A 19,545-nucleotide genomic window follows, 5' to 3' on the forward strand; every position below is an offset into this window, starting at 1 on the left:
TTCAATAAATCAATTGAATTTTCATTATTTCAAATTCAATAGAAAAATCTGTTGAGTACAGCGAAACATTTATAGCCGTTGAAAATTGTCCACAAAGCTGTGACATTTCCATGCGTCTGCGTCGCAGCCGAGATTGTTTTACGGGCAGAGATATCGATGAGGGCCAGGCTGGAAAGATGCTTGCTGCCGGCATTCCGGAAGCAGGAATCCTGCCGCGATTGACAAGTAAACCTGACATTGCTAAAGTCAGGTTTACTTTACATTTCTGGAGACTTCACCGTGCACCACGCGCTCTCTTCGCATCCGCCGTCCGCCTCGCTGCGCCGCTACCTGATCCGCACAGCGGTATGGATGGGCATTTATTGCGCCCTTCATCTGGGGGTCATCCTGGGTTGGTTCGACGCCATCCTCGGTACGCCCAGCGCCTGGTTGCTGGCACTGGCCGTCGCAATGCCGATTGCAGCGCAGTTGCGCGCATCGCTGCTGTGGATCCAGGCGGCCGACGAATACCAGCGTGCGCAGGCCATCCGCAGTGTGGTGATGGCCTGTGGGCTGTTGCTGATGCTATGCACGGTCTGGGGCTTTGGCGAGAGCTATGCCGCCGCACCGCATTTGCCTGTCTGGCTGGTGGTGCCGCTGTTCTGGCTGGTGTGGGCGCTGGTGAGCGCAGTGATGCGGGTGCGGGGCTGATGGATAACCATCTGCGCGCCCTGCGTGCCAAGGCCCAGTGGACGCAGGCCGATCTGGCCCTGCGCCTGGGCGTATCGCGCCAGGCGGTCAATGCGCTCGAGACGGGCAAGCACGATCCTTCACTCGATCTGGCCTACCGCATCAGTATGGTGTTTGGCTTGCCGGTGGAGGCGATCTTTGCCAACCCCTACCGCCGCGACGGGTCCTGAATGCCCGTGGGCGGTTGCTTCCGGCGATCACTGAGGTGCGTCAACATCCGGTGCTTTCCCGTACATCATCAACACTGGCTGACAGGGATTTGTTTGCAATATTTCTGCTTTGGTATGAAGCTAGACAGCCTCTGAATAGCAGAGTCTGTTAGAGCGGATGGACCGCTGCCATCTGGCTGCCATGCTGGCGCCCGATACTTGCAGGTTCAGCCGCTTTCGCTTCGTTTGTCTTCGACGCTTTGTTTGAAAGGTATTCCATGGCCAAATCTGACCGCAGCACCAAAACGGATATCAAGGCGCGCCGCAAGGCGCCGCTGGTCACCCCCAGTGACCTCGATTCGGCGGCTACCAAGGACATCAGCGCGGCCCTCAACGGCGTGCTGGCCGATGTCTTTGCGCTCTACCTCAAGACCAAGAATTTCCACTGGCACATGAGCGGACCGCACTTCCGTGATTACCACCTGCTGCTCGACGAACAGGCTGACCAGCTCTATGCGATGACGGACGCCATTGCAGAGCGTATCCGCAAGGTCGGTGGCACGACCTTGCGTTCCATTGGCCATATCGCCCGGCTGCAGCGCATCAGCGACAACGACGCCGACTATGTCGAACCGCTGGACATGCTGGCGGAACTGCGCGAGGACAACCAGCAGATGGCCGCCCGGCTGCGCGAGGCACACAACGTCACCGACGAGCACCGAGACATTGCGTCGTCGAGCCTGCTGGAAAACTGGATCGACGAAACCGAGCGCCGCACCTGGTTCCTGTTCGAATCGAGCCGCAACGCAGGGTAAGGGCTGGAGCGCCCGGCGCAGTGCGCACCGCGGCGCCTGTGCTCGCTTGCAAAGCCCCACCCCGCTGCGCGCGGCGGTGGGCCACAGAAGTTGCCGGCGCGCCTGTGGCCGGCGAGCCGGCGCTGCCTTTCAGCGCTGGCGGCGCTTGGGCAACCAGGCGAGTGGGGCCAGCAGCAACGACAGCAGGGCCAGGCCCCAGGGGGACATCGCGGGTACCGCCACCGGCGTCGCGGCAGGAGGCACATAGGCTTGGCCCACGACCTCTCCTGATTCGATCAGACGCAGGTCGCCCGGGATGGTGCAACGTGCATCGGGGCAAACCGTGGAGAATGCCTTGCTGCGCAGGGCCAGGACGGGCTGCGCCATCGGATTGATCGGGATGGTGCCGCCCGCATCGGTCATCGGGCTTTGCAGGTCGATCAGCAGCACCTGCTTGCCGGTCATATCGCTGGTGTCCGGCGGTGCAAAAATAATGAACTGCGCAGGGTCGGGCGACGCTTCGGCACAGTTGGCGCCATCACAGGTACTGCTGAAGCTGGCTGCCGCAGAGCCATCCGGCGCCGTGGTGGCAATGCCGATGCGGCTGTAGCTGCCGGTGGACGCGTCAAACACATAAGAGCCGCTGGCGGTGCCGCCATCCGCAAACCTGACATCGGTCAATGTCCATTGCACCAGTGCTGCATGGGAGGCTGAGGTAAAGCCAGCAAAGGCCAGGGCAAGGGCGCCTGCACATAGAAGTTTGCTCATCGTCATTTTCCAAAGGGGTTTGAATGCAAACAAATGTATCCCAATCTCCAGTTGCGCTGGCGCAATCGCTGCCGCTTGCGGTGCACTCCTGCTCTGGTGGTAGTCTGTCAGACGCGGCGCTCTTTGGATGCTTGCCATTGCGGAGCCGCTGCAATGGGCAAATATCTTGATACATTTGCTTTTGCTCCAAATTTTTTTTGTGGTGAGTGTATGGATAACCAAGACAAAGTCACGATTCACACCCCTTTTGCCATCTCTCCGCGTGGCGCCGAAGTGCTGGCCACCGGCTGGAGTGTCAGAAAAGAGTTCATCGGCGAGCCGGTGCACGATGCCAACGGCCAGGAAATTGGCACGGTCGACGATGTGATCGTTGGCAGAGAAGACAACCTGATCTTTGCCATCGTCGGCATCGGCGGCTTCATGGGGCTGGGGACCTATGATGTTGCGATTGAGTTTTCCCGCTTCAAGCTCGGCAAATACGGACTGCTGCTCCCCGATGCCAGCAAGGAGACCCTGCAGGGCTTGCCCCAGTTTGTCTATCCGAAGGCCACCGTCTAAGCCCTGGCGCCCGCGCGCCCACCCGCTGTTCCACGCTGAGCGCCGTTGCTGTCCATCGCAGCTGCGGCGCTTTTGCCGAACTGGCCCGGACCCAGTGCGGCAGTGGTTGCGCTGCCGTCCATGCCCGGCAGGACTGCCGCCTCGGAGCGGTATCCGTAAGGCCCTGGCACCGAGACATAAAAAAGCCACCCTGCGGTGGCTTGCCCGTTGACGGCGCTCGGGTGTCAGGCGCGGCGCTGACGGCCGATTCCGAGCCATGCGATCAGCGGTGTCAGTCCGAGCAGCGCCCACAGGCCCAGACCTGGCACCGGCGTAGGGGCCTGCTGCACCACACGGGCGGTGACAGGTCCCACCGGGCTGGTGCAGACCTCTGCACCAGGACTGGCGCCGGTTTGGGCGGCCGGCTTGACGCAGAAGAACACGTACTGGTTCAGATCCGTGGCTTGCAAGGTGTAGCTGACCGTCTGGCCCGCACCACCGGTTGTGCCACTGGCGACGACGGTGCCTTCGCTGGCGCTTGCGATGCTGGGGTTGGGACTGGTGACAAACTGATAGCTGGTGCCGGTGCCGCTGGGGTCTTCGACATCGCCATTGTTGTCGGTATAGGTATAGCTGCCAGTGACGGTGGAGCCGACCTGGGGCGTGCCGGTGATGGCAGGCTCGGCCACCGGCACGGTATTGGGAGGGGCGCGCTCGATGAGGGCCACCATGTGCTGGTAGGCAGGATCCAGGTTGCGGAACAGGTCCATCGTGTAGGTGGTGGAGCGGTAGGACGTGCGCAGTGTGGGCAGGTTGGCCTTCATCGCGTCGTACAAGGTGGTATAGGCGGTGACGAATGCCGCCTGGTCCGTGCCACCATAGTCAATGACGTTTTCCAGCGCGGGGCGCGAGGAACCTGTGCTGGTATTGATACTGGCGGCGCTGCCGTCATAATCATTACCGATTTCCCACAAGGCATACTGCAGTGCGCGCCGCTGCTCAATAGTGCCTGTTTTGTAGAAAGTCAGATAATACTGGTCGAGCAGCCAATAGATGGCCGCTTCCCCTGCAGCACCCGATGGGCCCCGGATCGCCGTCGCCCCCGCTTCCGTCTCAAACTGCGCTTTGGGTGTGGCATAGGTAAAAGGCGGATTCGTGCGGTGATCAATACAAATCAGCAGCACTTCGTCATCGCTATAAAGTGGTCCATCGGGATCATAAGCCAGCGATGTAGAGGTGCCTGAATAGATTCCGCTTCCGGCGTAAGTCACCGGGCCGGATATGGCCGCGGCGCTGGACAAGCCGGGCACGGCCATCGCAAGCATGGCGGCAAGGGTCAGAATCTGTGTTCGCATCGTATTTTCCATTTGCTGTACTGAGGCACCGCTCCGCCTCCGTTGGAGTGCTGAACCGTCTCCCATTGCCGTGGATCTGCGGATCACCGCCGACCTGAGACAAGCTCGCTAACACAGGCACGGGTGAACGGGCTGGATAACGGCCGCGAGCCGGGTGATACCCAGGCAGGTGGAGAGGTATGCAGAAAATATACAGCGTGTCTAAATGTTCGATGCTTTGGTTTTTTGCAAAGATATTTGCTTTTATGCAAATGTGCTGGGTGATTTTCCAGAATCGAGGCGGGTGTTTATATTGTTGACATTTGCCGTAAAAACCAAAGTAGCGGATGGATAGTCAGTAGCAACTACCAATGCATGGTCTTAGTTTTTGATGATTATTTCAGCGCTTGGCAGCAAGCTGGTAAATAGTGTGGTGCGCAAGCTTTTTGGCGATGGCAGGTGGCTGATATTCTCGGCTGTCCGGTGGTTCCATCGGAAGGAGGTGTCATCGATGCATTTGGTGGCTATCGATGTTTGAAGTGCCATGGATGGAGACCGAGGGAATATCTTTATGGTGCCTTCCGGTATTCACGCGGCGCTGTTGAGGCTTCGTCGGGACCATTATTGAACCTCCGAAACGACGATGTGATGCGTTGGGCGATGTTGCGGCGAGGGCTGAAACAGCGATTGCAGGCTTTAAAAAGAAAATAAAGCTATTTTGAATTGTAGTTTTGCAGGATGGCGGCCTCGGCCCCCAGGTCATGCCGTGCAGCCCTGCACGGAGAGCGGTAGGCATGCGGCGGCCTGGTGCAGGGCCATGGGGGGTAGCCGCAGCCTCGAATTGGGGCAGATCTACGGCGAAGACGCAGGTGGCTGCACTGCCGCTTGCGTGCTGGCAGGCTCCGCTGGCCGTACCTGTGCCAGCATGTAGTTCGCCAAGGTTTCATACAGCGGTCGGGCGATCATCCGCGAGACCAGACTGGCCAGCATCGCGGCCGCCATCAGGCTCAGCACCATCGAGTGCCCATCTACCATTTCCATCACGATGATGAAGGCGGTAAGAGGCGCTTGCGTGACGGCAGCGAGGAAGGCAGCCATGCCCATCGCGATCAACGCGGGTGCAATATCGCTGCCCATCATCAGCGACACGTTGTGACCGACACCCGCGCCAATGGACAAGGACGGCGCAAAAATTCCGCCCGGCACACCCACCCAGGCGGACAGCCAGGTCGCGATGAATTTGAGCGTCACGTAGAGCGTCGGCATTTCCGCTTCGCCGGCGAGCATGTGCTTGACTTCCTCAGAACCGGCACCGAAGGTTGCGCCGCTGGTGACCAGGCCGATGACCGCGATCAGCAGACCCCCCGCTGCTGCAAAGCGGATAGGGTATTGCGCGCGAATGCGGTTCAGGCGCTCTGGGGCTCCTGTCAGTGATGCGGCCATCAGTTTGGCAAACAGACCCCCCAGCGCGCCGCAACTCAAGGCCACACAGATGCCAGGTAGCAGCGCGTGCCAATCCAGGCTCGGCACCTGGATGCGCCCGAAGTAATTCAGGTTGCCAAAGGCTGACACCCCCATGAGACCGGCGAGCACGATCGCCGCAATGATCAACCCGCTGGCGCGCGACTCCAGCTTGCGGGACAGCTCTTCAATTGCAAACACGATCCCCGCCAGTGGCGCGTTGAAGGCCGCCGCAATACCCGCTGCGCCGCCCGCCACCAGCAGCGCGTGGCCGGTGATGCCCGAGCGCGGACCGAACCAGCGCTTGGCGTGGTGCATGACACCAGCGGCCACCTGAACCGATGGTCCTTCGCGGCCGATGGACAGCCCGGCCAGAAACCCGAAGCCTGCCAGCGTTATCTTGGACGCGGACAACCACAGCGATACGAAGCGACTGCGCTCTTGGTCATGGAGCGCCGTCTCTTGTGCAGCCATGACCTGAGGAATCCCCGAGCCCGCAGCCCCCGGGGCCCAGCGCCGTGTGGCCCAGACGATCGCTGCCGTCAGGCAGGGGGTCCAGAGCAGCACGGCCCAGCCACCTTGCCAGTGGTAGATGTGCATGAACCAGTCAAACGCCTTCTCGGCCACCATCGTGAAACCCACGACACACAAACCCGCAGCGGCGGCATAGGCCAGCACAATGCCACGCTCCACCCAGCGCCAGCCCTCCCCGAATTCTTGTCTCAGGTTCTGTACGAAATCGGGTTCTTGCTGCATTGCGCCCTCGTGGAGTGAGGCGTTCAGTCTAGTCAGTTTGGATGTGACGGGTCATTGCCATCGTTGCGCGCGACCATAAAGCTCAGGCTTTTGTAGCGGAGGCCCATAGCTGAGAACGGAATCTGCCGCGCTACACGGGCGGTGGTGAACCTACCGGACATGGCGGTAGGGATGATGGCCCCACGACGCGCGAGCAGGCGCCGCGCGCTGGTACTGGAGGTGGGGCAATGCAGGCACAAGGCAGGGCACTCCCTGGCCATCTTGCTCTATGCGTGTCAGCGCTTTTTCGAGATCTCGGCGCTCATGTACTCGTTGAGGTCGCGCAAATCCTTCACCCGCCACGTAAAAGCTGGCAGCTTGACGCCGTTCTCGCGCAGGGTTCTGGGAATCAAATCGCCATTGGGCCTCAGCACCACCGATGAGACGATGACGCCCGGGTAGTCATTCAAGCGCCTCTTGAACGCGGCGGTCGTGAGGTCGGGGGTGGGCGGATTGCTTTTGTTCGCCAACGGCCCTGTGCCTTTGATATCGGCGCCATGGCACATGGCACAGCGCTGCACAAAGATATTTTTGCCATTGCTGTTCTCTGCCTGTGACCAGGGGGTATGTGCCAGCAGCAGAAAACCGAGCGAGACGAAGACGGAATTTTTCATCAGTTGTTATGGAATTGAGGGCCTGCATTATTTTGTCGCAGGCTGCAGCCTTTTCTCTGGCATTGCCGGTCAGGCCTCATATTTTCTTTGCGCCGTGCCGTTGCCTGAATGCACTGGGCACCCTGCCCAAGCGCTTGCGGAACATGGTTGAAAAGGCACTGGGGCTGTCATAACCCAGGTCCAGCGCCACCTGCGTGACCGACTGCCCGCCCGACAGCCTGGGGAGGGCCGCGAGCAAACAGGCCTGCTGCCGCCAGGCGCCAAAGCTCATGCCGGTTTGCTGGCGAAAGAAGCGGTTGAAGCTGCGCAGGCTTTTGTGCAGTTGTTCGGCCCAGTCCTCCGGCGCGTCCTGCAGCTGGGGCGCCTTCAGGAACGCCTTGCACAACGCTGCCAGCGTCGCGTCTTGCGGGATGGGCGCAAACAAGGGCATGGTCTGGGCCAGGCGCACTTCATGCAGCAGCAATTGCGCCAGCGCACCGTCGCGGCCTTGTTCGTCGTAGAGCGCGGGCAGCGCGATGGATGCCAGCAGCAGCTGGTGCAGCAGCGGGCTGACCACGAGCGCTTCGCAGTGCTCGCCTTCGCGCGGCGCGGCTGCGGGCTCTATATACAAACTGCGCGTGCTGACGCCTTGCATGCGCACCCTGTGCCGTTTACCTGCCGGAATCCACACCCCGCTGAACGGCGGAATGACCCAGGCGCCATCGTCGGTCTCCACCTCCATCAAACCGCTCATGCCGTACAGCACCTGCGCACGGCGGTGGGTGTGGGTGTCCAGCAGGGTGCCGGGGCGGTAATCGGTGCTGATGGCCAGCAGAGGGCGGGGCACGGTGTCCACCGCATCGAGGGCAATGTTGTGCATCCCGGCATCTTGGCCCAAATGCGAGGATGTTTGGCTATTTGTTGAAGGTCAGCCGCTGCATATTTTTCTATCGTGGCGCTTTGCAACCTTGGAACTGCGCTTCTCATGTATTTGCTGCTGCTGTGTTTTGGTGTTCTTGCCGGTGTGACCACCGTGCTGTTTGGTTTTGGCGGGGGCTTTGTGGTCGTGCCGCTGCTGTACGCGGTGCTCCTAGGGGTCTACGGTGCCGATAGCGAGATGGGGCGCGCTGCGATGCATATCGCGGTCGCCACCTCTACCTGCGTGATGATCTTTGGCGCGGGCATGGCCAGCTGGCGCCACCACCGGGCCGGAACCTTGCCCTGGCGCCAGGTGCGGCCGCTGCTGGGCTATGTCGCTGTAGGCGCGATACCCGGCGCAATCGCGGCGCTGATGCTGAACGGCAGCTGGATCCGCTGGGCCTTTATCGTCTATCTGGGCTTGACGATTCTGGACAGCCTGCTGCGCTCTGGCTTTACCCAAAGCCATCGCAGCGAGATGCGCGCCATGGCCCAACCCGCTGCGGCTGCGGCAGGCCTGTCGATAGGCGCTATTGCCGCCTTTCTGGGCGTGGGCGGCAGTGTGATGACGGTGCCGCTGATGCGGCGGCGCGGCGCGAGCATGACAGCGGCGACAGCGGCAGCCAACCCGCTGTCATTGCCGATGGCGATCGCAGGCACCGCCACCTATGCGCTGATGGCCTGGAACACCGCGTCTCTGGGCGCCTGGCATCTGGGCTTTATCGATCTGCGCGCCTGCGCCGTGCTGGTGCTTGGCTCCTGGTTCGGTATCCACATGGCCTCCCGGTGGATCGGGAAGATCCCCGATGGCCTCCATGCCAAGGTCTATATTGCATTGCTGTGCGGGGTCTTGCTGGCCATGCTGCTGAGCTAGCAGTGAGCGACGGGCGCCCCGATCAGCAATCGCTGCGGCTTGGACGGTGCGGAGATGCCTCCGTGAACGGTGAGCTGCAGCATACCGGGGAGGTCAGATGGGGTTCTCTGCATTGGTGCCAGAGTTGGTGGTGACGGACATCAACGCCAGTCTTCAGTTTTGGTGTGGTGTTGTGGGGTTTTCTGTGTGGTATGACCGCCCGGAAGAACACTTTGCCTACCTTAGCTTGGGGGGAGGCGCAGATCATGTTGGAGCAGCATTGCCCGGGCGACCGCAGCTTTGTCAATGGTGCGCTGGCGCAACCCTTTGGCCGTGGCATCAATTTCCAGTTGGCGGTGCCATCGGTGGACGAGATCGCCAACCGCTGCGCCCGGCAGGGCATTGCGCTCTTCTGGCCGATGGAGGAGCGCTGGTACCGGCAAGGGGATCATGAAGTGGGGCAGCGGCAAATGATCGTCGCGGATCCGGATGGTTATCTGGTCCGTTGCATGCAGCCGCTGGGTACCCGCTCCAAGCGCCTGCCGGCGCATTCATAGTTTTGCTGCCCAGATGTGCTCTCTTTGCACACAAGCGGGCTCAGCTGAACTGGGCGGTGTAGTAGCGCGCGGCGCAGCAAGAACAGGCAAACAGAGACACTTCTTGAAGCGATTCGGGCGGGCCTTGGATGTCAAAATTTCTCGGTGTTTTTCCCAGGCCCTTTTCCTAGTATTGCTGCAATTGCTGCGTGGCCAGCAGTTGCTGAAAATGGACGGGCGAGCCAGTCAATTCACATAAAGTGGCGCAGCAAAAATAGCCAGTCAATGCAGCTTTGCAGAAAGTGGGGCATGCGGGCAACTGGTTGAACGCTTGCCAAGCGCGGGCGGGATTATTGGGGTAGGCTTCGTACGGCTCTCACTATGTCGTGGCGAAAGGAACGCTCCGCAGTGCTGCTCTGGATGCAATCCGCGCGCCAATAACAAACCTAGGACTCAGCATGCGCTAGTTCCTCGTCTGCTGTCATCGGGGGATCGACAATGGTTTCCGTGTAGCATTATTAACAATTAGTAATGTATAAGTAAGTGTGCACACTTTTCATATCAAGGGTTTCCGATGATTCGCATGTCTTACAGAGCGGTAAAAATGATTTTGCAGCAAATCGCTGCATATAGACAGGGAGATTTAATGAAAAAGTTTTTTGCGGCCGTAGCTATCACATGCGGACTGGCTGGTGTTACCCAAGGTGCCCAGGCGGCCGGTAATGTCGAAAGTGCTTCTATGAACCATATGCGCGGTTGGGCGTGCGACCCAAACTCTCCGCTCTACCAAGGGCAAGTGATGATGTACCGTGACGATGGTCAGTGGGTGGGTACCGCGCAAATCAATGTGGCGCGTGAAGCCGCAGTTAGCAATGCATGTGGTGGCGGAACCATTCATGGATTTGATGCCAGCTGGCAAGTGGATCCATCGCTGATAGACAATAAAAACCATTATGTTGAATTCTGGTATATCGGCGGCCAAGAAATGGAACTCACCAGTTCTCGGAGGTTGCTGGGATTCTGTCAGGCTGTCATCAGCCCTAGTGGACTTTGCCCAACGAACTGATAAATCTTATTCGGCTTGGATTCCGGCCTCGATACCAACCCGCTTTGGCGGGTTTTCTCATTTCTGAAGGAGGCTCTCGATGCAGAGCATAGATATCAGAAAGCCGATTGCAAAGGCAGTGATTGCGGTGACGGTAGCCATGGCCGCGCAAGCCAGGACCCAACGCTTCTACCGTGGCGTTGTCTATACGGAACTCATCGCCTATGGCTAGCTTTGGAAAAGCAATGACGGTTGGCTTTTAACCGCTGGGGCTAGAGCAAACCACGACGAGGTCGCGCATCATCATGTTTGACGAGTACCGCGAGATGAGAGAAACGAAGGGGTGACCTAACGTGCGCAAGATTCCAGGCGTACTACGCGCAAACCCGATGCCCCTCGTGGTCGTGACGGCTACATGGTAGCCGAGCGCGGCGAGGCAGCAGCCCATACGCTTGCAAAGCACAGCGAGTATGTCCAGGCTGTGGCCGCCGAGACCGGCACATTCCAAGCGTTCAAAGCCGCCATGTTGATGGGCAGCTACCACTAGAGCCGCTACCGCGCCACTGGCGCGCCTTAGGTGGACAAGCCTACGAAGGGCCAGCCGCTGACCGACTGCTGCGGTCTCGAAGGCAGCCGCTACTTGGCGACCAAGCGCCTCGCCATGGCTATGTTTCGCCTTTGGACCACCTTTATGCCGTTGCAGCAGGCTGTATTCATCGGCTTCATCCGCTACAAAGGTGAGGGCGCGTTGTACACCTCGATCCTGCTGCGCAAGCCCAAGCCAACGCGGCTGCCAGCAGCCGCCTTGCAGATAACGCCGCATCCCTTGACCGCCAACTTGCAGAAGGCCCGGCGAGCTCGCATCGCGCCGCTGGCGGCATCATCCCGGTTAAGGGTAGGGGGTTCGCCGGGTTAAGGCTGTAGGTGCCTCGCGCTGCGGCCTGGAAGAAGCGACAGAAGAGTGGTCTCCGGAACGCAAAAAAGGCCCCCAAAAGGAGCCTCAAGAATCAGAATGAAATCGGCTGTCGATGTCCCGCAATGTCCCCGGGGGCGACTTTAAAAGAGAGCCAATTGATTTCATTAAGGAAAAAATGGTCCCCCCGACAGGAATCGAACCTGATACAGGCCGATTTAGACAGAATTCCACTGAGGATACATACAGTTTTCACTGTAGGACACCCGTTAAATTCCGCCTAAATCTGCCCTTTTGTCCCGTTTTTTGTCCCGTTCTCACCATTAGCCTCCGACCCCAGGAAGGCGTCCAGCTTGCGGCGCTCCACCCCCTTGTCAGCACCATCAATCCAACGGCTATAGACCCGGTAGAACATCTCCACTGAGTGGCCCAGCTGGCGCGCTACCCATGCCGGATTTACCCCGGCCATCAGGCAGATGGTGGCAAAGGTATGCCGGGTTTGCCGAGCATCCCTGTAGCGAATGCCCGAGCGTTTGGCCGCAGGCTTCCACCATCCATCCAGTGGAATGTCAGAGTTGGCAATGGCCTCGCCATGAGGGTCTAGGAACACTGGGCCGCCTGCCAGCTGAGAGACTCCGCGCTGGCGCTCCAGCACCGCCAGTGCGCGGCTGGTCAGCTCCACCTGGCGCGCCTTCCCCGTCTTGGTGCCCTTGAGTTCGCCTCGGGTCAGGGCGACATCAATGAGCACCTTCCCAGATCGCAGATCCACCTTTTGCCAGCGGAGAGATATTTGTTCGGAGGGGCGCAAACCTGAAAAGAATGCGAACTCGTAATAGTCTCTTGCCGCAGTAGATTTGAAGCACGTTAACAGGTGCTCGATCTCATCCATCTGAAACGGATCAGGTTCGGGTTTCTGGTTTTTTCTGGAACCTATTTCCTCGTGGAGTTTCTCTTTTAATATTTTCCCCTTGTACGCATATTCCAGCACCATGCGTAGCGGGCTGGCTACGTTGTTGAAGGTCTTGGGGTTCTTTGGCATCGCGCCAATCAGCCGCTTCAATTCTCTGAAGCCGAATTCATTTACCAGTGTGGTGCGCAGGCCGTCAAAGTGGTAGCTGTTGAGCGTCTGCTCATAGTGGTGAACCGTGCTGTGCTGCAGCTCAAGTCGTTTGGTCGCCAGCCATTCATCGAACAACGCACCGAAAGTCATGCTCTGCGCATCATCCTTCGCCCGTGGACTGTCCGGGAAGTATTCGGCGAGCGCAAATGTCCCTCGTTCAATCTTCCCCAATATTTCGTTGCGCAGCTTCTCGGCATAGCGCAGATTGGCAGGGGTTGGCTTCAACTCCAGCCGCTCCCTGCCATAGCCCTCGGTCCGCAGGTCAATCTGAATATGCTGATCCTTTTTGATCACGCCGGGCATTGCTCAGCCTTCCTGCGCCCGCGTGCGCTGGGCGCGCTTTCTTCTTCGTCAATGAACTCATCAAGGGCAATGATGTCGATCATCTTGCGCTTCTCGAACCACTTCCACACCACACCTTCTGGCCAGCGGCCAGATTTGCCGGTGCGCTCGTCAAAGAACGTCACCGGTAGGCCGGTGAGCTCTGCAGCCTTCTTCAATGTGACCCAGCGGGCTGTCATGGTCGTTTCTCCTTCGCTTTCCTTGCACCTGCAGCACCTGCAGGTTTCTCGCTCACCGGCATGGCCTGCAGGTTTTCGTCTGGCCTGCGCGTTTCCACCACACCTGCTTGTCTATCGTGCTCCTGCAGGGCCTTACTCAGCATCTTGTGGGCCTGACGCACGTATGCGGGCACCTGGTTGATCTTGTCGGCCTGCTGCTGCAGGATCTCGCCGGCTCGCTCGGGTGTTGCCGCACCGTGCTGCACGGATAGCGCCGCGCCTTGCATGAAGCCGCGTTGCATGTGCTCATCCAGCATGTAGGCGCAGCGCAGCCAGGCCAGCAGCCGGCGCAGATGGTTCACCTGGCCTTCAGTCATCGGCATGGCTGGAATGTTTGCATCTCCTGTGAGGAGCATAGGCGCTAGCGCTCGGTTATTCATTTGACGGACCTTTCATATGCTCCCAGCTCGAACCAGGCTGCCCTGGCGCATTGCTGCTGGTGCAAGCGTTGTCGTGGTGGGTGGTTTTTGGGCAGCGCTTGTTGCCGCAATCAGGGCACAGGCTCATGCGTGAGCGCAGCCCGTTGTTGGCAGCGGTATCGCAGGTTTCACACCAGCAGGCGGGGCTGTGCAGCTTCGCCCGGCGCTCCGCAATCTCTTTGAGGATGTCGAAGGGCGAGCCGCTGCGTGGCGCCGGTGGTGGGGGTGGTGGGCTGTAGTGCCTACTCATCAAGCACCCCCAGGTCACCATCCACGATTCTTTTTGCGCTCATCAGCAAGTAGTTGACGCTATGCAGGACTTGGTCGCTGCGTTCGTCGTGGTTGACCGCGTGGAACAGGTGGATGATCTTGCTAAGGTCCGCAGACAGGTCGGGCAGTGGACCCGAAAAGAGCGTTCCGGCGTCCTTCGTGTCCAGGGAAGTCTTCGCAGCTTCGCAATATGTGTCCAGCAGATCACGCAAGGCGAATACTTCCTCAGAGTTCGCATGCTCCGCGTACTGGAAGATCACCATCCGGGCGCAATCCATGTGTACATAGGCCCTGAAGTACAAATCGTTCAACTGGTCTTCGGTGAACCGTTTGTGGCTGATTGCAGGCTCAGCTGGAGGTGTTAGCGCAGGATCTCGAGCAGGGCGCGGCACATCGGTGAAGATGATTTGATGAATAGCACTTCCTGTTATGGCTGCTAAACGCTCGGATGCACAGTAGATGTTTATGGTCCGTTCGACTGACTCAGTATCGTCAGGCACAAGGCGAGCAGCGTTGATGCATGCCGCTACGTCATAAGCTGTGTTCTCTGCGTTCGTGTTCGAGTACTTAGCTTTTGCGGCATCAAGCGCGATCATTGCTCCAATGCTCAGCAGACGATCTGAGTCGCCACTGAAACCATGCGGTTCATCGGTGCCACTGGCTTGAGCCAGGAAGTCGCCCACTTCTGCGAACAGGGTCGCATCAGTAGAAGCAAGTGGAACTGGCACAGGGGCTGGTGCGGATGGCGCCGCCTTGCGGCCGCGAGCTTTTGCTGGAGGCTTTTCAAGAACTGCGTTCATGCTGATGCTCCTTTGTCCGCGTCCGCGAAGTTAGGTCCATAGGTCCAGCGTTCAAAGCCGCCTACGACATAGCCGCCCAATGCATCATCTGCAGCTGCGCCAATGTATTGGGTGACGGCCTGGGCACCACCCAACAGCACCTGGCTTTCATATCTGATCTGGGAGTCGGTCTGCATCTGCATGAGCAGCTCGTTCACCGTGCCAGCCTGCTGGGCGACAAACTCGAGAATTCGACGCAGCTGCGCATGGGTCTTGCCTGGTGGTGGTGCTTGCTCTATACGACGGATCGGCGGTGTCGGCCGGTCGCGGAAAGTCTTGATGCCTGCAAAGGTGGTCAAAGTGCGGAGATCTTCGATAGTGCCTGGCAGGCCTGCAATTGCTTGGTGCAGGTGAGCGGCGAACCCGTCAATGTGCTCCAGCAGTGCCGCAGAGGCGATTGCCACCGGCACGGTTGGGCCAGAAGCAGCTTCGAGGCAAGCGAAGGTGTTCTGCACGCACTGGCGCAACATCACGAGGCTTGCCAAGGTGCCCATCTGAGGGCAGTCCGATTCTTCCGGGTTGAGCAAGTTGAACAGCACCGTATCGCACTCAATTGCCTCTGCCTGCGCTTGTGGCATGTCCCGCAGTTCAGCCTGCGACAACTCGGTGCAGAGATAGTGGAGGATCTGAAGTGCTTCAGTCTGCAGGCGCTCGGCCTCAGTTGGGCGCGCTGGCACTGGATCGCTGTGCTTCGCCTGCTGGCGCGCAGGGCTCCGCTTGGCCTCCACCTTGGGAGGCGTCATAATCTCGGACATGATTCGTTCCTTGTGAGAAGCTTCGGATCTAGAAACCCTTGAGCAGGTCAGAGCGCTCAGGGGTTTCGCTTTGGTGGGTCACGCTGCAGAGCCGTGCGGTCCAGACTGTGCGGGGCTGCTGGAGGTCTTGCGCTTGGTTGTCTCGGCGGGCAGGTTGTCGCGCACCACGTTGACGACAGACTCATACCAGTCGATCTGCAGGCCGGAATGATCGTTCTCGGCTTTGTAGTCGTGGATCTCGCCATATTTGGTGCCGGCCGCGGTCAGAACGTAGCCGTCCTCTACCTTGCGCTGCAGACCCAGTGCCAGCAGCACCTTGTTGACTGCTTGGCCGCTCACCTTGGCCCTGCCTGTCTGCTTTTCAATGCGCTGCCCGATCTGGGTAGGGTTCAAGTGAACCATCTGATCCAGCGGCAGTGCGGGGAGGGCGCGGCGAAAGTCGCTGAAGTCCAGGCCCGTCTGCTCGGAGAATGCTTTGAGCTTGGCGGCCGCCAGTCGGCCAAGACGGATGCCAGGTACGTTCTTGATGGCATCGCCTACGAAGTTGATGAGCTTCACCTGCTCCAGGGCGGTGCGGCCGCGAATGCGGGCAGGCTTTGACGGGGCTGCCAATTCCTTGGCGCGGAAGTAGCCGGTAACCACCTGGCGTTGAACCTGCCAGGCCAGGTCGTCCGTGAAGGGCTTGACCAGCATGGTGTAGCCCTGCTCGCTGATGAGGATCAGTCCGTTAGGTGCGGTAAAGCCCATCTCGCGGGCTTCGGACGTATTACGTACGAAGTAGTCCTCACCTTCCACGAGACGATGTTTGTGCTCATTGAATGTGCGACGGGCTGTCCCCTCCGGACGGGCATGCACCTCATCAATCTGTGCGAGGGTGGCCACGCGCTGGCCCCGGTACTCGATCACCTGCAGGTCCGTGTCGTTGATCTTGACGATATTGCTCATTGCGGTGCTCCTTCCAGGTTTGCGGGGGTGCCTTCTGGCTTGCGGGACTTGCGCAGCAGCTCGCGGATCAGGCCATAGGCGTAAGCGGTCGCGTTCTCCCGGTCTTCCATCACGAATTGCTCCATGACAGTGGTGGCCATGTGAAACGAGGCTTCATCCACGGTGTCGCCCTCGCAGTGCTGAATCCAAGTTTCGTGGGCCGTCTCTTCGCCGAGCTTGAAGGCATCGTCTCGCTCGGTATCGACCGTGATCTGCGGGGTCACGGTGCTATCTGTTGTCACTTTCATGGGGTTCCTTTCTGCGCTTCTGGCGCTTGGGGGCGGGTTGATTCAAGCCTGATAACCACCTCAGCGGAGAGACTCCGATGCTGGCTATCTGCTTGTTCTTGAAGCCATTTCTTCAACTCAAGCGGGAGGCGAAGATTGGTCTGCGTGTCGCGCTGTGCCATGCGATTTCCTTTCATGTAGCACTTTGCTTGGTTTGAATGTAGCACTCTGCTTGGTTGCGTGCAAGCACTTTGCTTGGATAATGCGGAAATGGCCTCTGAAGATGTACAAACTAACCTCCGCTTGCCAGCCGATCTCAAGGATCGGCTGCAAACTTCTGCGTCTGAGAACAATCGTTCTTTAAGTGCTGAAGTCGCCTCTCGATTGGAAGCCAGCTACAGAAGCTCGGAGGGGCTCGTCACCAAAGCTGAACTCGAGGATTCGTTGAGAAAGGCTGCGTTGCGCTTCGAGTCTGAACAGATCATGACCGCCAGCATTAGGACAATGCTCGCGAACAACGTCATAAGGCTCTTTGAGCAGCTTGATCCTGACAGACGTACTGATGCGTTTGCTGATGCGTATGACTTTGCAAAATCACTCACAGGTCGAGGGTCGCCAGGTCTGGAAGAAGCGATCGCCAAAATCATGCGCGTTGAGCCTATAAATTCCCAGGCTTCAAAGTTGGCATCCGCTTTGCGTGAACAGGAGTCTTTTTTCGATTCGGTGGTGCAGGCCGAAAATGAGAAAAAGAAGGCAACAAAGCCAGCCTAGCCGGTGTGCTTGCCATTACAGGCTCACTGCAGTGGAAACACCGGGCCGGTGTACAGGTCATCGGGATCGATGTCGGAATCAGCAATGAACTGCTCGATTTCTTCAACCGACACCCCCGTTTTGTCAGCCAGCTGCTGGGCTGAGTAGACTGGCTGGCCATCCTCTCCAACGTGCGTCGCTTCGGGGAATAGGTTCAACTCTTTGGCCTTTGCATCCATCTGATCGCGTAGGTCTTTGGGTGCAAAGCGAATCATCTTCGCGTAGAGATGAGCATGCTCGGGCTTGTGGATTGCATCCTCGCCTTCTTCCTCCGCGATACGCTTCAGCTCTTGTCCGGCTGCCATAAACCTCGGGTCAACTCCATCGGGACCAGGGCGCAGGAATCGCGGGTTGCTCTCTGGCTCATGCTTGCCCGGATGCTTTATAGCCAGCAGCGGCGGGGTCACGCTCACGCCGGCCCGTGCGTTGCTCAGCTCCTCCTGCATGATTCGCCCTTGAACATCTTTCGGGATCAAGTCCATGGCCTTCTGCGCTAGGTTGACCAAACGCCGGTTCGGCTCGTTACGGCGCATCAGATTCCATACTGTGCTGGTGTGCTTGAAGCCGCGCTTCTCTGCTTCCTGCAAGATTCGTTCGACCATCCGCAAAGCGTTTGCGCGGCCTGTCGGGGTGGTTTCAGCTGGATCGCCAAAGATCACATCTCCAGTCATCAGGAGCACGCCGGCCAGATTGAGCAGGTATCCATCACTTCCATCTGGATTGGGGATGAACATGGGCTTTTTCGACATAGTTGGATTCCGAATAAGGGTTACAGGCGTTGGCGGGCAGCGCGTTCAACTTCTGCGCGATGGTCCAGCCGGGCGCGGCGGTCGTTGCGCGCGTTGCGCCACACCAAGCCGAGGGCCCAGGCAGCAGCTTTAGCCCAGCTGGCGCCGGCCCAGCGGCGCATATTGAAGAGGCGATATGCGAGGGTGATTTTTTCGGCCATAGCGGCTCCGTTGTAAGTGCCCAGGTGGGCGGGGTTATTAGTGGCCGCAGGGCAGGCCTTCACCTGGAGCAGGTTCGCGCTCTACGGGCGCGCCGCAGCTGCCGCAGCGGAAGGGAGCGGAAGAGTTGTTTTCAGCCATGTTGGGCTCCAGAAAAGAAAGCGCCCGCTCAGGTGGCGGGCTGGGTTGAAGGGTGCCGGGCCCCAAAGGGCGAACCAAACGCGGAGGAGGACGCGCGTGGACCGGCGAAAACCGATTAATAATCTCCAGATACAGGAGGTTACGAATGTCAATGTCTGCTGAGGGTCAGCTTCGCTTGGAGGGGTGCACTGTGCTGGGCGCGAACGGATTTCCGTTTGCAGCTGGAGGCACGTTGAGCGTGCAGTTTGAAGAGAAATCTGTCAATTTCATCGGGCCAGGTAGAACGGCATCATTCAGCTATGCCGAGCTTGCCGAGCTAAATATTTCCGGTCCTGGATCTGTGACCACGGGGGGCGGCTTTGTTGGGGGTGGCTTTGGGGTTGAAGGAGCGCTTCAAGGAATGGCAATTGCGACGGTACTCAATCTGATATCTACACGTACCAAAATCCACACCTTTTTGACTCTCATCACCAACTTTGGAGAGATTCATCTTCACTATTCGGGCATGGAACCAAGTGCTCTCCGCATCGCGTTGGCTCCCGTCTTCGTAAAGTTACGACGTTTGGACCCTGCCTGGATTGCTCAGAGAACAAGCGTCCTGGATCAGCAATGCGCAGCTGGTGTAATAGATCGAGAATCGTACGTAGCTGCTATGCGCAGATTGAGCGTTGCCTCTGATTGGAAGGACCCCGTTCTTGAGATGCGGGATTTAAAGGCCCTCAAAGAGGCCAGTGACCAAGCGCTTCTCGATAGTGCCCCTAAAGGATCCTGTCCAAACTGCGGGAGCGTCATCCCGGTGATTTCCGAGTCATGCCCGAAATGCAAAGCTGCCTTTGGAATCGGTTCAGCTTGGCAAATTCTTCCGTTATAAAGCGGAAACCTAAGCCCTCTGTCACAAGGCTTGGGTTTCCCGCCCGGATACGCTCCGGGCAGGCGCGCTGGCATTCCAACCAGCGTTGCCGTTCCTGTTCTTGGTCGCATTCACCTCACCAGTTGAGCCTTGCAGGGCTACGGCTGGGCACCGCGCAGAGCAGCGGCCGTGCCCGCT

The 19,545-nt window shown here is 58.9% G+C and carries 26 protein-coding genes; 11 read left to right on the forward strand and 15 right to left on the reverse strand.

Going from position 1 to position 19,545, the window contains the following annotated elements:
- Nucleotides 1–279 precede the first annotated feature (279 nt).
- The 3 genes from ACCQ08_RS23350 (at nt 280) to ACCQ08_RS23360 (ending at nt 1,693) form a co-directional block, all read left to right on the forward strand.
- Nucleotides 280–690, forward strand: a complete 411-nt coding sequence (locus ACCQ08_RS23350; RefSeq protein ID WP_373451157.1) for a hypothetical protein — start codon at nt 280–282, stop codon at nt 688–690.
- Entirely contained in the window at nt 690–899 is a 210-nt protein-coding gene (locus tag ACCQ08_RS23355; RefSeq protein ID WP_373451158.1) for a helix-turn-helix transcriptional regulator, read from the forward strand. Before ACCQ08_RS23350 ends, ACCQ08_RS23355 begins: the two co-directional genes overlap by 1 nt.
- A gap of 257 nt (nt 900–1,156) precedes the next feature.
- Nucleotides 1,157–1,693 (forward strand): Dps family protein, encoded by a 537-nt coding sequence (locus ACCQ08_RS23360; protein ID WP_239809305.1) that lies wholly within the window; start codon nt 1,157–1,159, stop codon nt 1,691–1,693.
- Nucleotides 1,694–1,822: 129 nt separating this feature from the next.
- Here ACCQ08_RS23360 and ACCQ08_RS23365 read toward each other — a convergent pair whose 3' ends face one another.
- A complete protein-coding gene (locus ACCQ08_RS23365) occupies nt 1,823–2,440 on the reverse strand; it encodes an IPTL-CTERM sorting domain-containing protein (RefSeq protein ID WP_373451159.1) in 618 nt (205 codons plus the stop codon).
- A 210-nt stretch (nt 2,441–2,650) separates the two neighbouring features.
- Between ACCQ08_RS23365 and ACCQ08_RS23370 the strand changes: the two genes are divergently transcribed.
- Nucleotides 2,651–2,998, forward strand: coding sequence for a PRC-barrel domain-containing protein (locus tag ACCQ08_RS23370; protein WP_239809303.1), 348 nt, complete (start codon nt 2,651–2,653; stop codon nt 2,996–2,998).
- Nucleotides 2,999–3,222: 224 nt separating this feature from the next.
- On the opposite strand, the gene ACCQ08_RS23375 is transcribed toward ACCQ08_RS23370, so the two are convergent.
- The 4 genes from ACCQ08_RS23375 to ACCQ08_RS23390 form a co-directional block, all read right to left on the reverse strand.
- Nucleotides 3,223–4,332, reverse strand: a complete 1,110-nt coding sequence (locus ACCQ08_RS23375; RefSeq protein WP_373451160.1) for a hypothetical protein — start codon at nt 4,330–4,332, stop codon at nt 3,223–3,225.
- Nucleotides 4,333–5,163: 831 nt separating this feature from the next.
- Nucleotides 5,164–6,528: a chloride channel protein gene (locus ACCQ08_RS23380; protein ID WP_312412585.1), complete on the reverse strand. Its 1,365-nt coding sequence runs from the start codon at nt 6,526–6,528 to the stop codon at nt 5,164–5,166.
- 275 nt (nt 6,529–6,803) lie between these two features.
- Nucleotides 6,804–7,181, reverse strand: a complete 378-nt coding sequence (locus ACCQ08_RS23385) for a c-type cytochrome (RefSeq protein WP_373451161.1) — start codon at nt 7,179–7,181, stop codon at nt 6,804–6,806.
- A 76-nt stretch (nt 7,182–7,257) separates the two neighbouring features.
- Nucleotides 7,258–8,040 carry a helix-turn-helix domain-containing protein gene (locus ACCQ08_RS23390; protein ID WP_373451162.1) on the reverse strand — a complete coding sequence of 261 codons (783 nt, stop codon included), beginning with the start codon at nt 8,038–8,040 and terminating at the stop codon, nt 7,258–7,260.
- 105 nt (nt 8,041–8,145) lie between these two features.
- Between ACCQ08_RS23390 and ACCQ08_RS23395 the strand changes: the two genes are divergently transcribed.
- From ACCQ08_RS23395 to ACCQ08_RS23415, 5 genes are all read left to right on the forward strand, one after another.
- The gene (locus ACCQ08_RS23395; protein WP_373451163.1) at nt 8,146–8,952 is read left to right on the forward strand and encodes a sulfite exporter TauE/SafE family protein; all 807 of its coding nucleotides are present in this window, start codon (nt 8,146–8,148) and stop codon (nt 8,950–8,952) included.
- 245 nt (nt 8,953–9,197) lie between these two features.
- The gene (locus ACCQ08_RS23400) at nt 9,198–9,488 is read left to right on the forward strand and encodes a hypothetical protein (protein ID WP_373451164.1); all 291 of its coding nucleotides are present in this window, start codon (nt 9,198–9,200) and stop codon (nt 9,486–9,488) included.
- A 553-nt stretch (nt 9,489–10,041) separates the two neighbouring features.
- Nucleotides 10,042–10,533 (forward strand): hypothetical protein, encoded by a 492-nt coding sequence (locus tag ACCQ08_RS23405; protein ID WP_373451165.1) that lies wholly within the window; start codon nt 10,042–10,044, stop codon nt 10,531–10,533.
- Between the two features lie 79 nt (nt 10,534–10,612).
- Nucleotides 10,613–10,744, forward strand: a complete 132-nt coding sequence (locus tag ACCQ08_RS23410; protein ID WP_373451166.1) for a hypothetical protein — start codon at nt 10,613–10,615, stop codon at nt 10,742–10,744.
- Between the two features lie 345 nt (nt 10,745–11,089).
- Nucleotides 11,090–11,428 carry a hypothetical protein gene (locus ACCQ08_RS23415; RefSeq protein WP_373451167.1) on the forward strand — a complete coding sequence of 113 codons (339 nt, stop codon included), beginning with the start codon at nt 11,090–11,092 and terminating at the stop codon, nt 11,426–11,428.
- Nucleotides 11,429–11,705: 277 nt separating this feature from the next.
- Here ACCQ08_RS23415 and ACCQ08_RS23420 read toward each other — a convergent pair whose 3' ends face one another.
- The 8 genes from ACCQ08_RS23420 to ACCQ08_RS23455 form a co-directional block, all read right to left on the reverse strand.
- Nucleotides 11,706–12,848, reverse strand: a complete 1,143-nt coding sequence (locus tag ACCQ08_RS23420) for an Arm DNA-binding domain-containing protein (RefSeq protein WP_373451168.1) — start codon at nt 12,846–12,848, stop codon at nt 11,706–11,708.
- Nucleotides 12,836–13,066: a hypothetical protein gene (locus ACCQ08_RS23425; protein ID WP_373451169.1), complete on the reverse strand. Its 231-nt coding sequence runs from the start codon at nt 13,064–13,066 to the stop codon at nt 12,836–12,838. The genes ACCQ08_RS23420 and ACCQ08_RS23425 overlap by 13 nt, the downstream gene beginning before the upstream one ends.
- Complete coding sequence (locus ACCQ08_RS23430; RefSeq protein WP_373451170.1) at nt 13,063–13,485, reverse strand: hypothetical protein; 423 nt, start codon at nt 13,483–13,485, stop codon at nt 13,063–13,065. The genes ACCQ08_RS23425 and ACCQ08_RS23430 overlap by 4 nt, the downstream gene beginning before the upstream one ends.
- Before the next feature lie 281 nt (nt 13,486–13,766).
- On the reverse strand, nt 13,767–14,594 hold the full coding sequence (locus ACCQ08_RS23435; protein ID WP_373451171.1) for a hypothetical protein: 828 nt from the start codon (nt 14,592–14,594) through the stop codon (nt 13,767–13,769).
- Nucleotides 14,591–15,388, reverse strand: a complete 798-nt coding sequence (locus ACCQ08_RS23440; RefSeq protein WP_373451172.1) for a hypothetical protein — start codon at nt 15,386–15,388, stop codon at nt 14,591–14,593. Before ACCQ08_RS23440 ends, ACCQ08_RS23435 begins: the two co-directional genes overlap by 4 nt.
- 78 nt (nt 15,389–15,466) lie before the next feature.
- Nucleotides 15,467–16,333 (reverse strand): ORF6N domain-containing protein, encoded by an 867-nt coding sequence (locus ACCQ08_RS23445; RefSeq protein ID WP_373451173.1) that lies wholly within the window; start codon nt 16,331–16,333, stop codon nt 15,467–15,469.
- Nucleotides 16,330–16,620, reverse strand: a complete 291-nt coding sequence (locus tag ACCQ08_RS23450; protein WP_373451174.1) for a hypothetical protein — start codon at nt 16,618–16,620, stop codon at nt 16,330–16,332. The genes ACCQ08_RS23445 and ACCQ08_RS23450 overlap by 4 nt, the downstream gene beginning before the upstream one ends.
- Entirely contained in the window at nt 16,617–16,796 is a 180-nt protein-coding gene (locus ACCQ08_RS23455) for an Arc family DNA-binding protein (RefSeq protein ID WP_373451175.1), read from the reverse strand. Before ACCQ08_RS23455 ends, ACCQ08_RS23450 begins: the two co-directional genes overlap by 4 nt.
- 73 nt (nt 16,797–16,869) lie before the next feature.
- Between ACCQ08_RS23455 and ACCQ08_RS23460 the strand changes: the two genes are divergently transcribed.
- A complete protein-coding gene (locus tag ACCQ08_RS23460) occupies nt 16,870–17,370 on the forward strand; it encodes an Arc family DNA-binding protein (protein ID WP_373451176.1) in 501 nt (166 codons plus the stop codon).
- A gap of 23 nt (nt 17,371–17,393) precedes the next feature.
- Here the strand turns inward: ACCQ08_RS23460 and ACCQ08_RS23465 are convergent, their stop codons facing one another.
- Together ACCQ08_RS23465 and ACCQ08_RS23470 are read right to left on the reverse strand one after the other, a co-directional pair.
- Nucleotides 17,394–18,158 (reverse strand): hypothetical protein, encoded by a 765-nt coding sequence (locus ACCQ08_RS23465; protein ID WP_373451177.1) that lies wholly within the window; start codon nt 18,156–18,158, stop codon nt 17,394–17,396.
- 20 nt (nt 18,159–18,178) lie between these two features.
- Nucleotides 18,179–18,358 carry a hypothetical protein gene (locus ACCQ08_RS23470; RefSeq protein WP_373451178.1) on the reverse strand — a complete coding sequence of 60 codons (180 nt, stop codon included), beginning with the start codon at nt 18,356–18,358 and terminating at the stop codon, nt 18,179–18,181.
- A 284-nt stretch (nt 18,359–18,642) separates the two neighbouring features.
- On the opposite strand from ACCQ08_RS23470, the gene ACCQ08_RS23475 reads away from it, so the two are divergent.
- Nucleotides 18,643–19,368, forward strand: a complete 726-nt coding sequence (locus ACCQ08_RS23475) for a hypothetical protein (protein WP_373451179.1) — start codon at nt 18,643–18,645, stop codon at nt 19,366–19,368.
- Nucleotides 19,369–19,545: the final 177 nt, after the last annotated feature.

The sequence above is a fragment of the Comamonas sp. SY3 genome, from assembly GCF_041730275.1.
Classification (GTDB): Bacteria; Pseudomonadota; Gammaproteobacteria; order Burkholderiales; family Burkholderiaceae_C; genus Comamonas; species Comamonas sediminis.

Coding starts and splice junctions, on each gene's coding strand:
- ACCQ08_RS23355 (WP_373451158.1), top strand. CDS start 690: ATGGATAACCATCTGCGCGCCCTGCGTGCCAAGGCCCAGTGGACGCAG.
- ACCQ08_RS23360 (WP_239809305.1), top strand. CDS start 1,157: ATGGCCAAATCTGACCGCAGCACCAAAACGGATATCAAGGCGCGCCGC.
- ACCQ08_RS23365 (WP_373451159.1), bottom strand. CDS start 2,440: ATGAGCAAACTTCTATGTGCAGGCGCCCTTGCCCTGGCCTTTGCTGGC.
- ACCQ08_RS23370 (WP_239809303.1), top strand. CDS start 2,651: ATGGATAACCAAGACAAAGTCACGATTCACACCCCTTTTGCCATCTCT.
- ACCQ08_RS23375 (WP_373451160.1), bottom strand. CDS start 4,332: ATGCGAACACAGATTCTGACCCTTGCCGCCATGCTTGCGATGGCCGTG.
- ACCQ08_RS23380 (WP_312412585.1), bottom strand. CDS start 6,528: ATGCAGCAAGAACCCGATTTCGTACAGAACCTGAGACAAGAATTCGGG.
- ACCQ08_RS23385 (WP_373451161.1), bottom strand. CDS start 7,181: ATGAAAAATTCCGTCTTCGTCTCGCTCGGTTTTCTGCTGCTGGCACAT.
- ACCQ08_RS23390 (WP_373451162.1), bottom strand. CDS start 8,040: ATGCACAACATTGCCCTCGATGCGGTGGACACCGTGCCCCGCCCTCTG.
- ACCQ08_RS23395 (WP_373451163.1), top strand. CDS start 8,146: ATGTATTTGCTGCTGCTGTGTTTTGGTGTTCTTGCCGGTGTGACCACC.
- ACCQ08_RS23400 (WP_373451164.1), top strand. CDS start 9,198: ATGTTGGAGCAGCATTGCCCGGGCGACCGCAGCTTTGTCAATGGTGCG.
- ACCQ08_RS23405 (WP_373451165.1), top strand. CDS start 10,042: ATGATTCGCATGTCTTACAGAGCGGTAAAAATGATTTTGCAGCAAATC.
- ACCQ08_RS23410 (WP_373451166.1), top strand. CDS start 10,613: ATGCAGAGCATAGATATCAGAAAGCCGATTGCAAAGGCAGTGATTGCG.
- ACCQ08_RS23420 (WP_373451168.1), bottom strand. CDS start 12,848: ATGCCCGGCGTGATCAAAAAGGATCAGCATATTCAGATTGACCTGCGG.
- ACCQ08_RS23425 (WP_373451169.1), bottom strand. CDS start 13,066: ATGACAGCCCGCTGGGTCACATTGAAGAAGGCTGCAGAGCTCACCGGC.
- ACCQ08_RS23430 (WP_373451170.1), bottom strand. CDS start 13,485: ATGAATAACCGAGCGCTAGCGCCTATGCTCCTCACAGGAGATGCAAAC.
- ACCQ08_RS23435 (WP_373451171.1), bottom strand. CDS start 14,594: ATGAACGCAGTTCTTGAAAAGCCTCCAGCAAAAGCTCGCGGCCGCAAG.
- ACCQ08_RS23440 (WP_373451172.1), bottom strand. CDS start 15,388: ATGTCCGAGATTATGACGCCTCCCAAGGTGGAGGCCAAGCGGAGCCCT.
- ACCQ08_RS23445 (WP_373451173.1), bottom strand. CDS start 16,333: ATGAGCAATATCGTCAAGATCAACGACACGGACCTGCAGGTGATCGAG.
- ACCQ08_RS23450 (WP_373451174.1), bottom strand. CDS start 16,620: ATGAAAGTGACAACAGATAGCACCGTGACCCCGCAGATCACGGTCGAT.
- ACCQ08_RS23455 (WP_373451175.1), bottom strand. CDS start 16,796: ATGAAAGGAAATCGCATGGCACAGCGCGACACGCAGACCAATCTTCGC.
- ACCQ08_RS23460 (WP_373451176.1), top strand. CDS start 16,870: ATGGCCTCTGAAGATGTACAAACTAACCTCCGCTTGCCAGCCGATCTC.
- ACCQ08_RS23465 (WP_373451177.1), bottom strand. CDS start 18,158: ATGTCGAAAAAGCCCATGTTCATCCCCAATCCAGATGGAAGTGATGGA.
- ACCQ08_RS23470 (WP_373451178.1), bottom strand. CDS start 18,358: ATGGCCGAAAAAATCACCCTCGCATATCGCCTCTTCAATATGCGCCGC.
- ACCQ08_RS23475 (WP_373451179.1), top strand. CDS start 18,643: ATGTCAATGTCTGCTGAGGGTCAGCTTCGCTTGGAGGGGTGCACTGTG.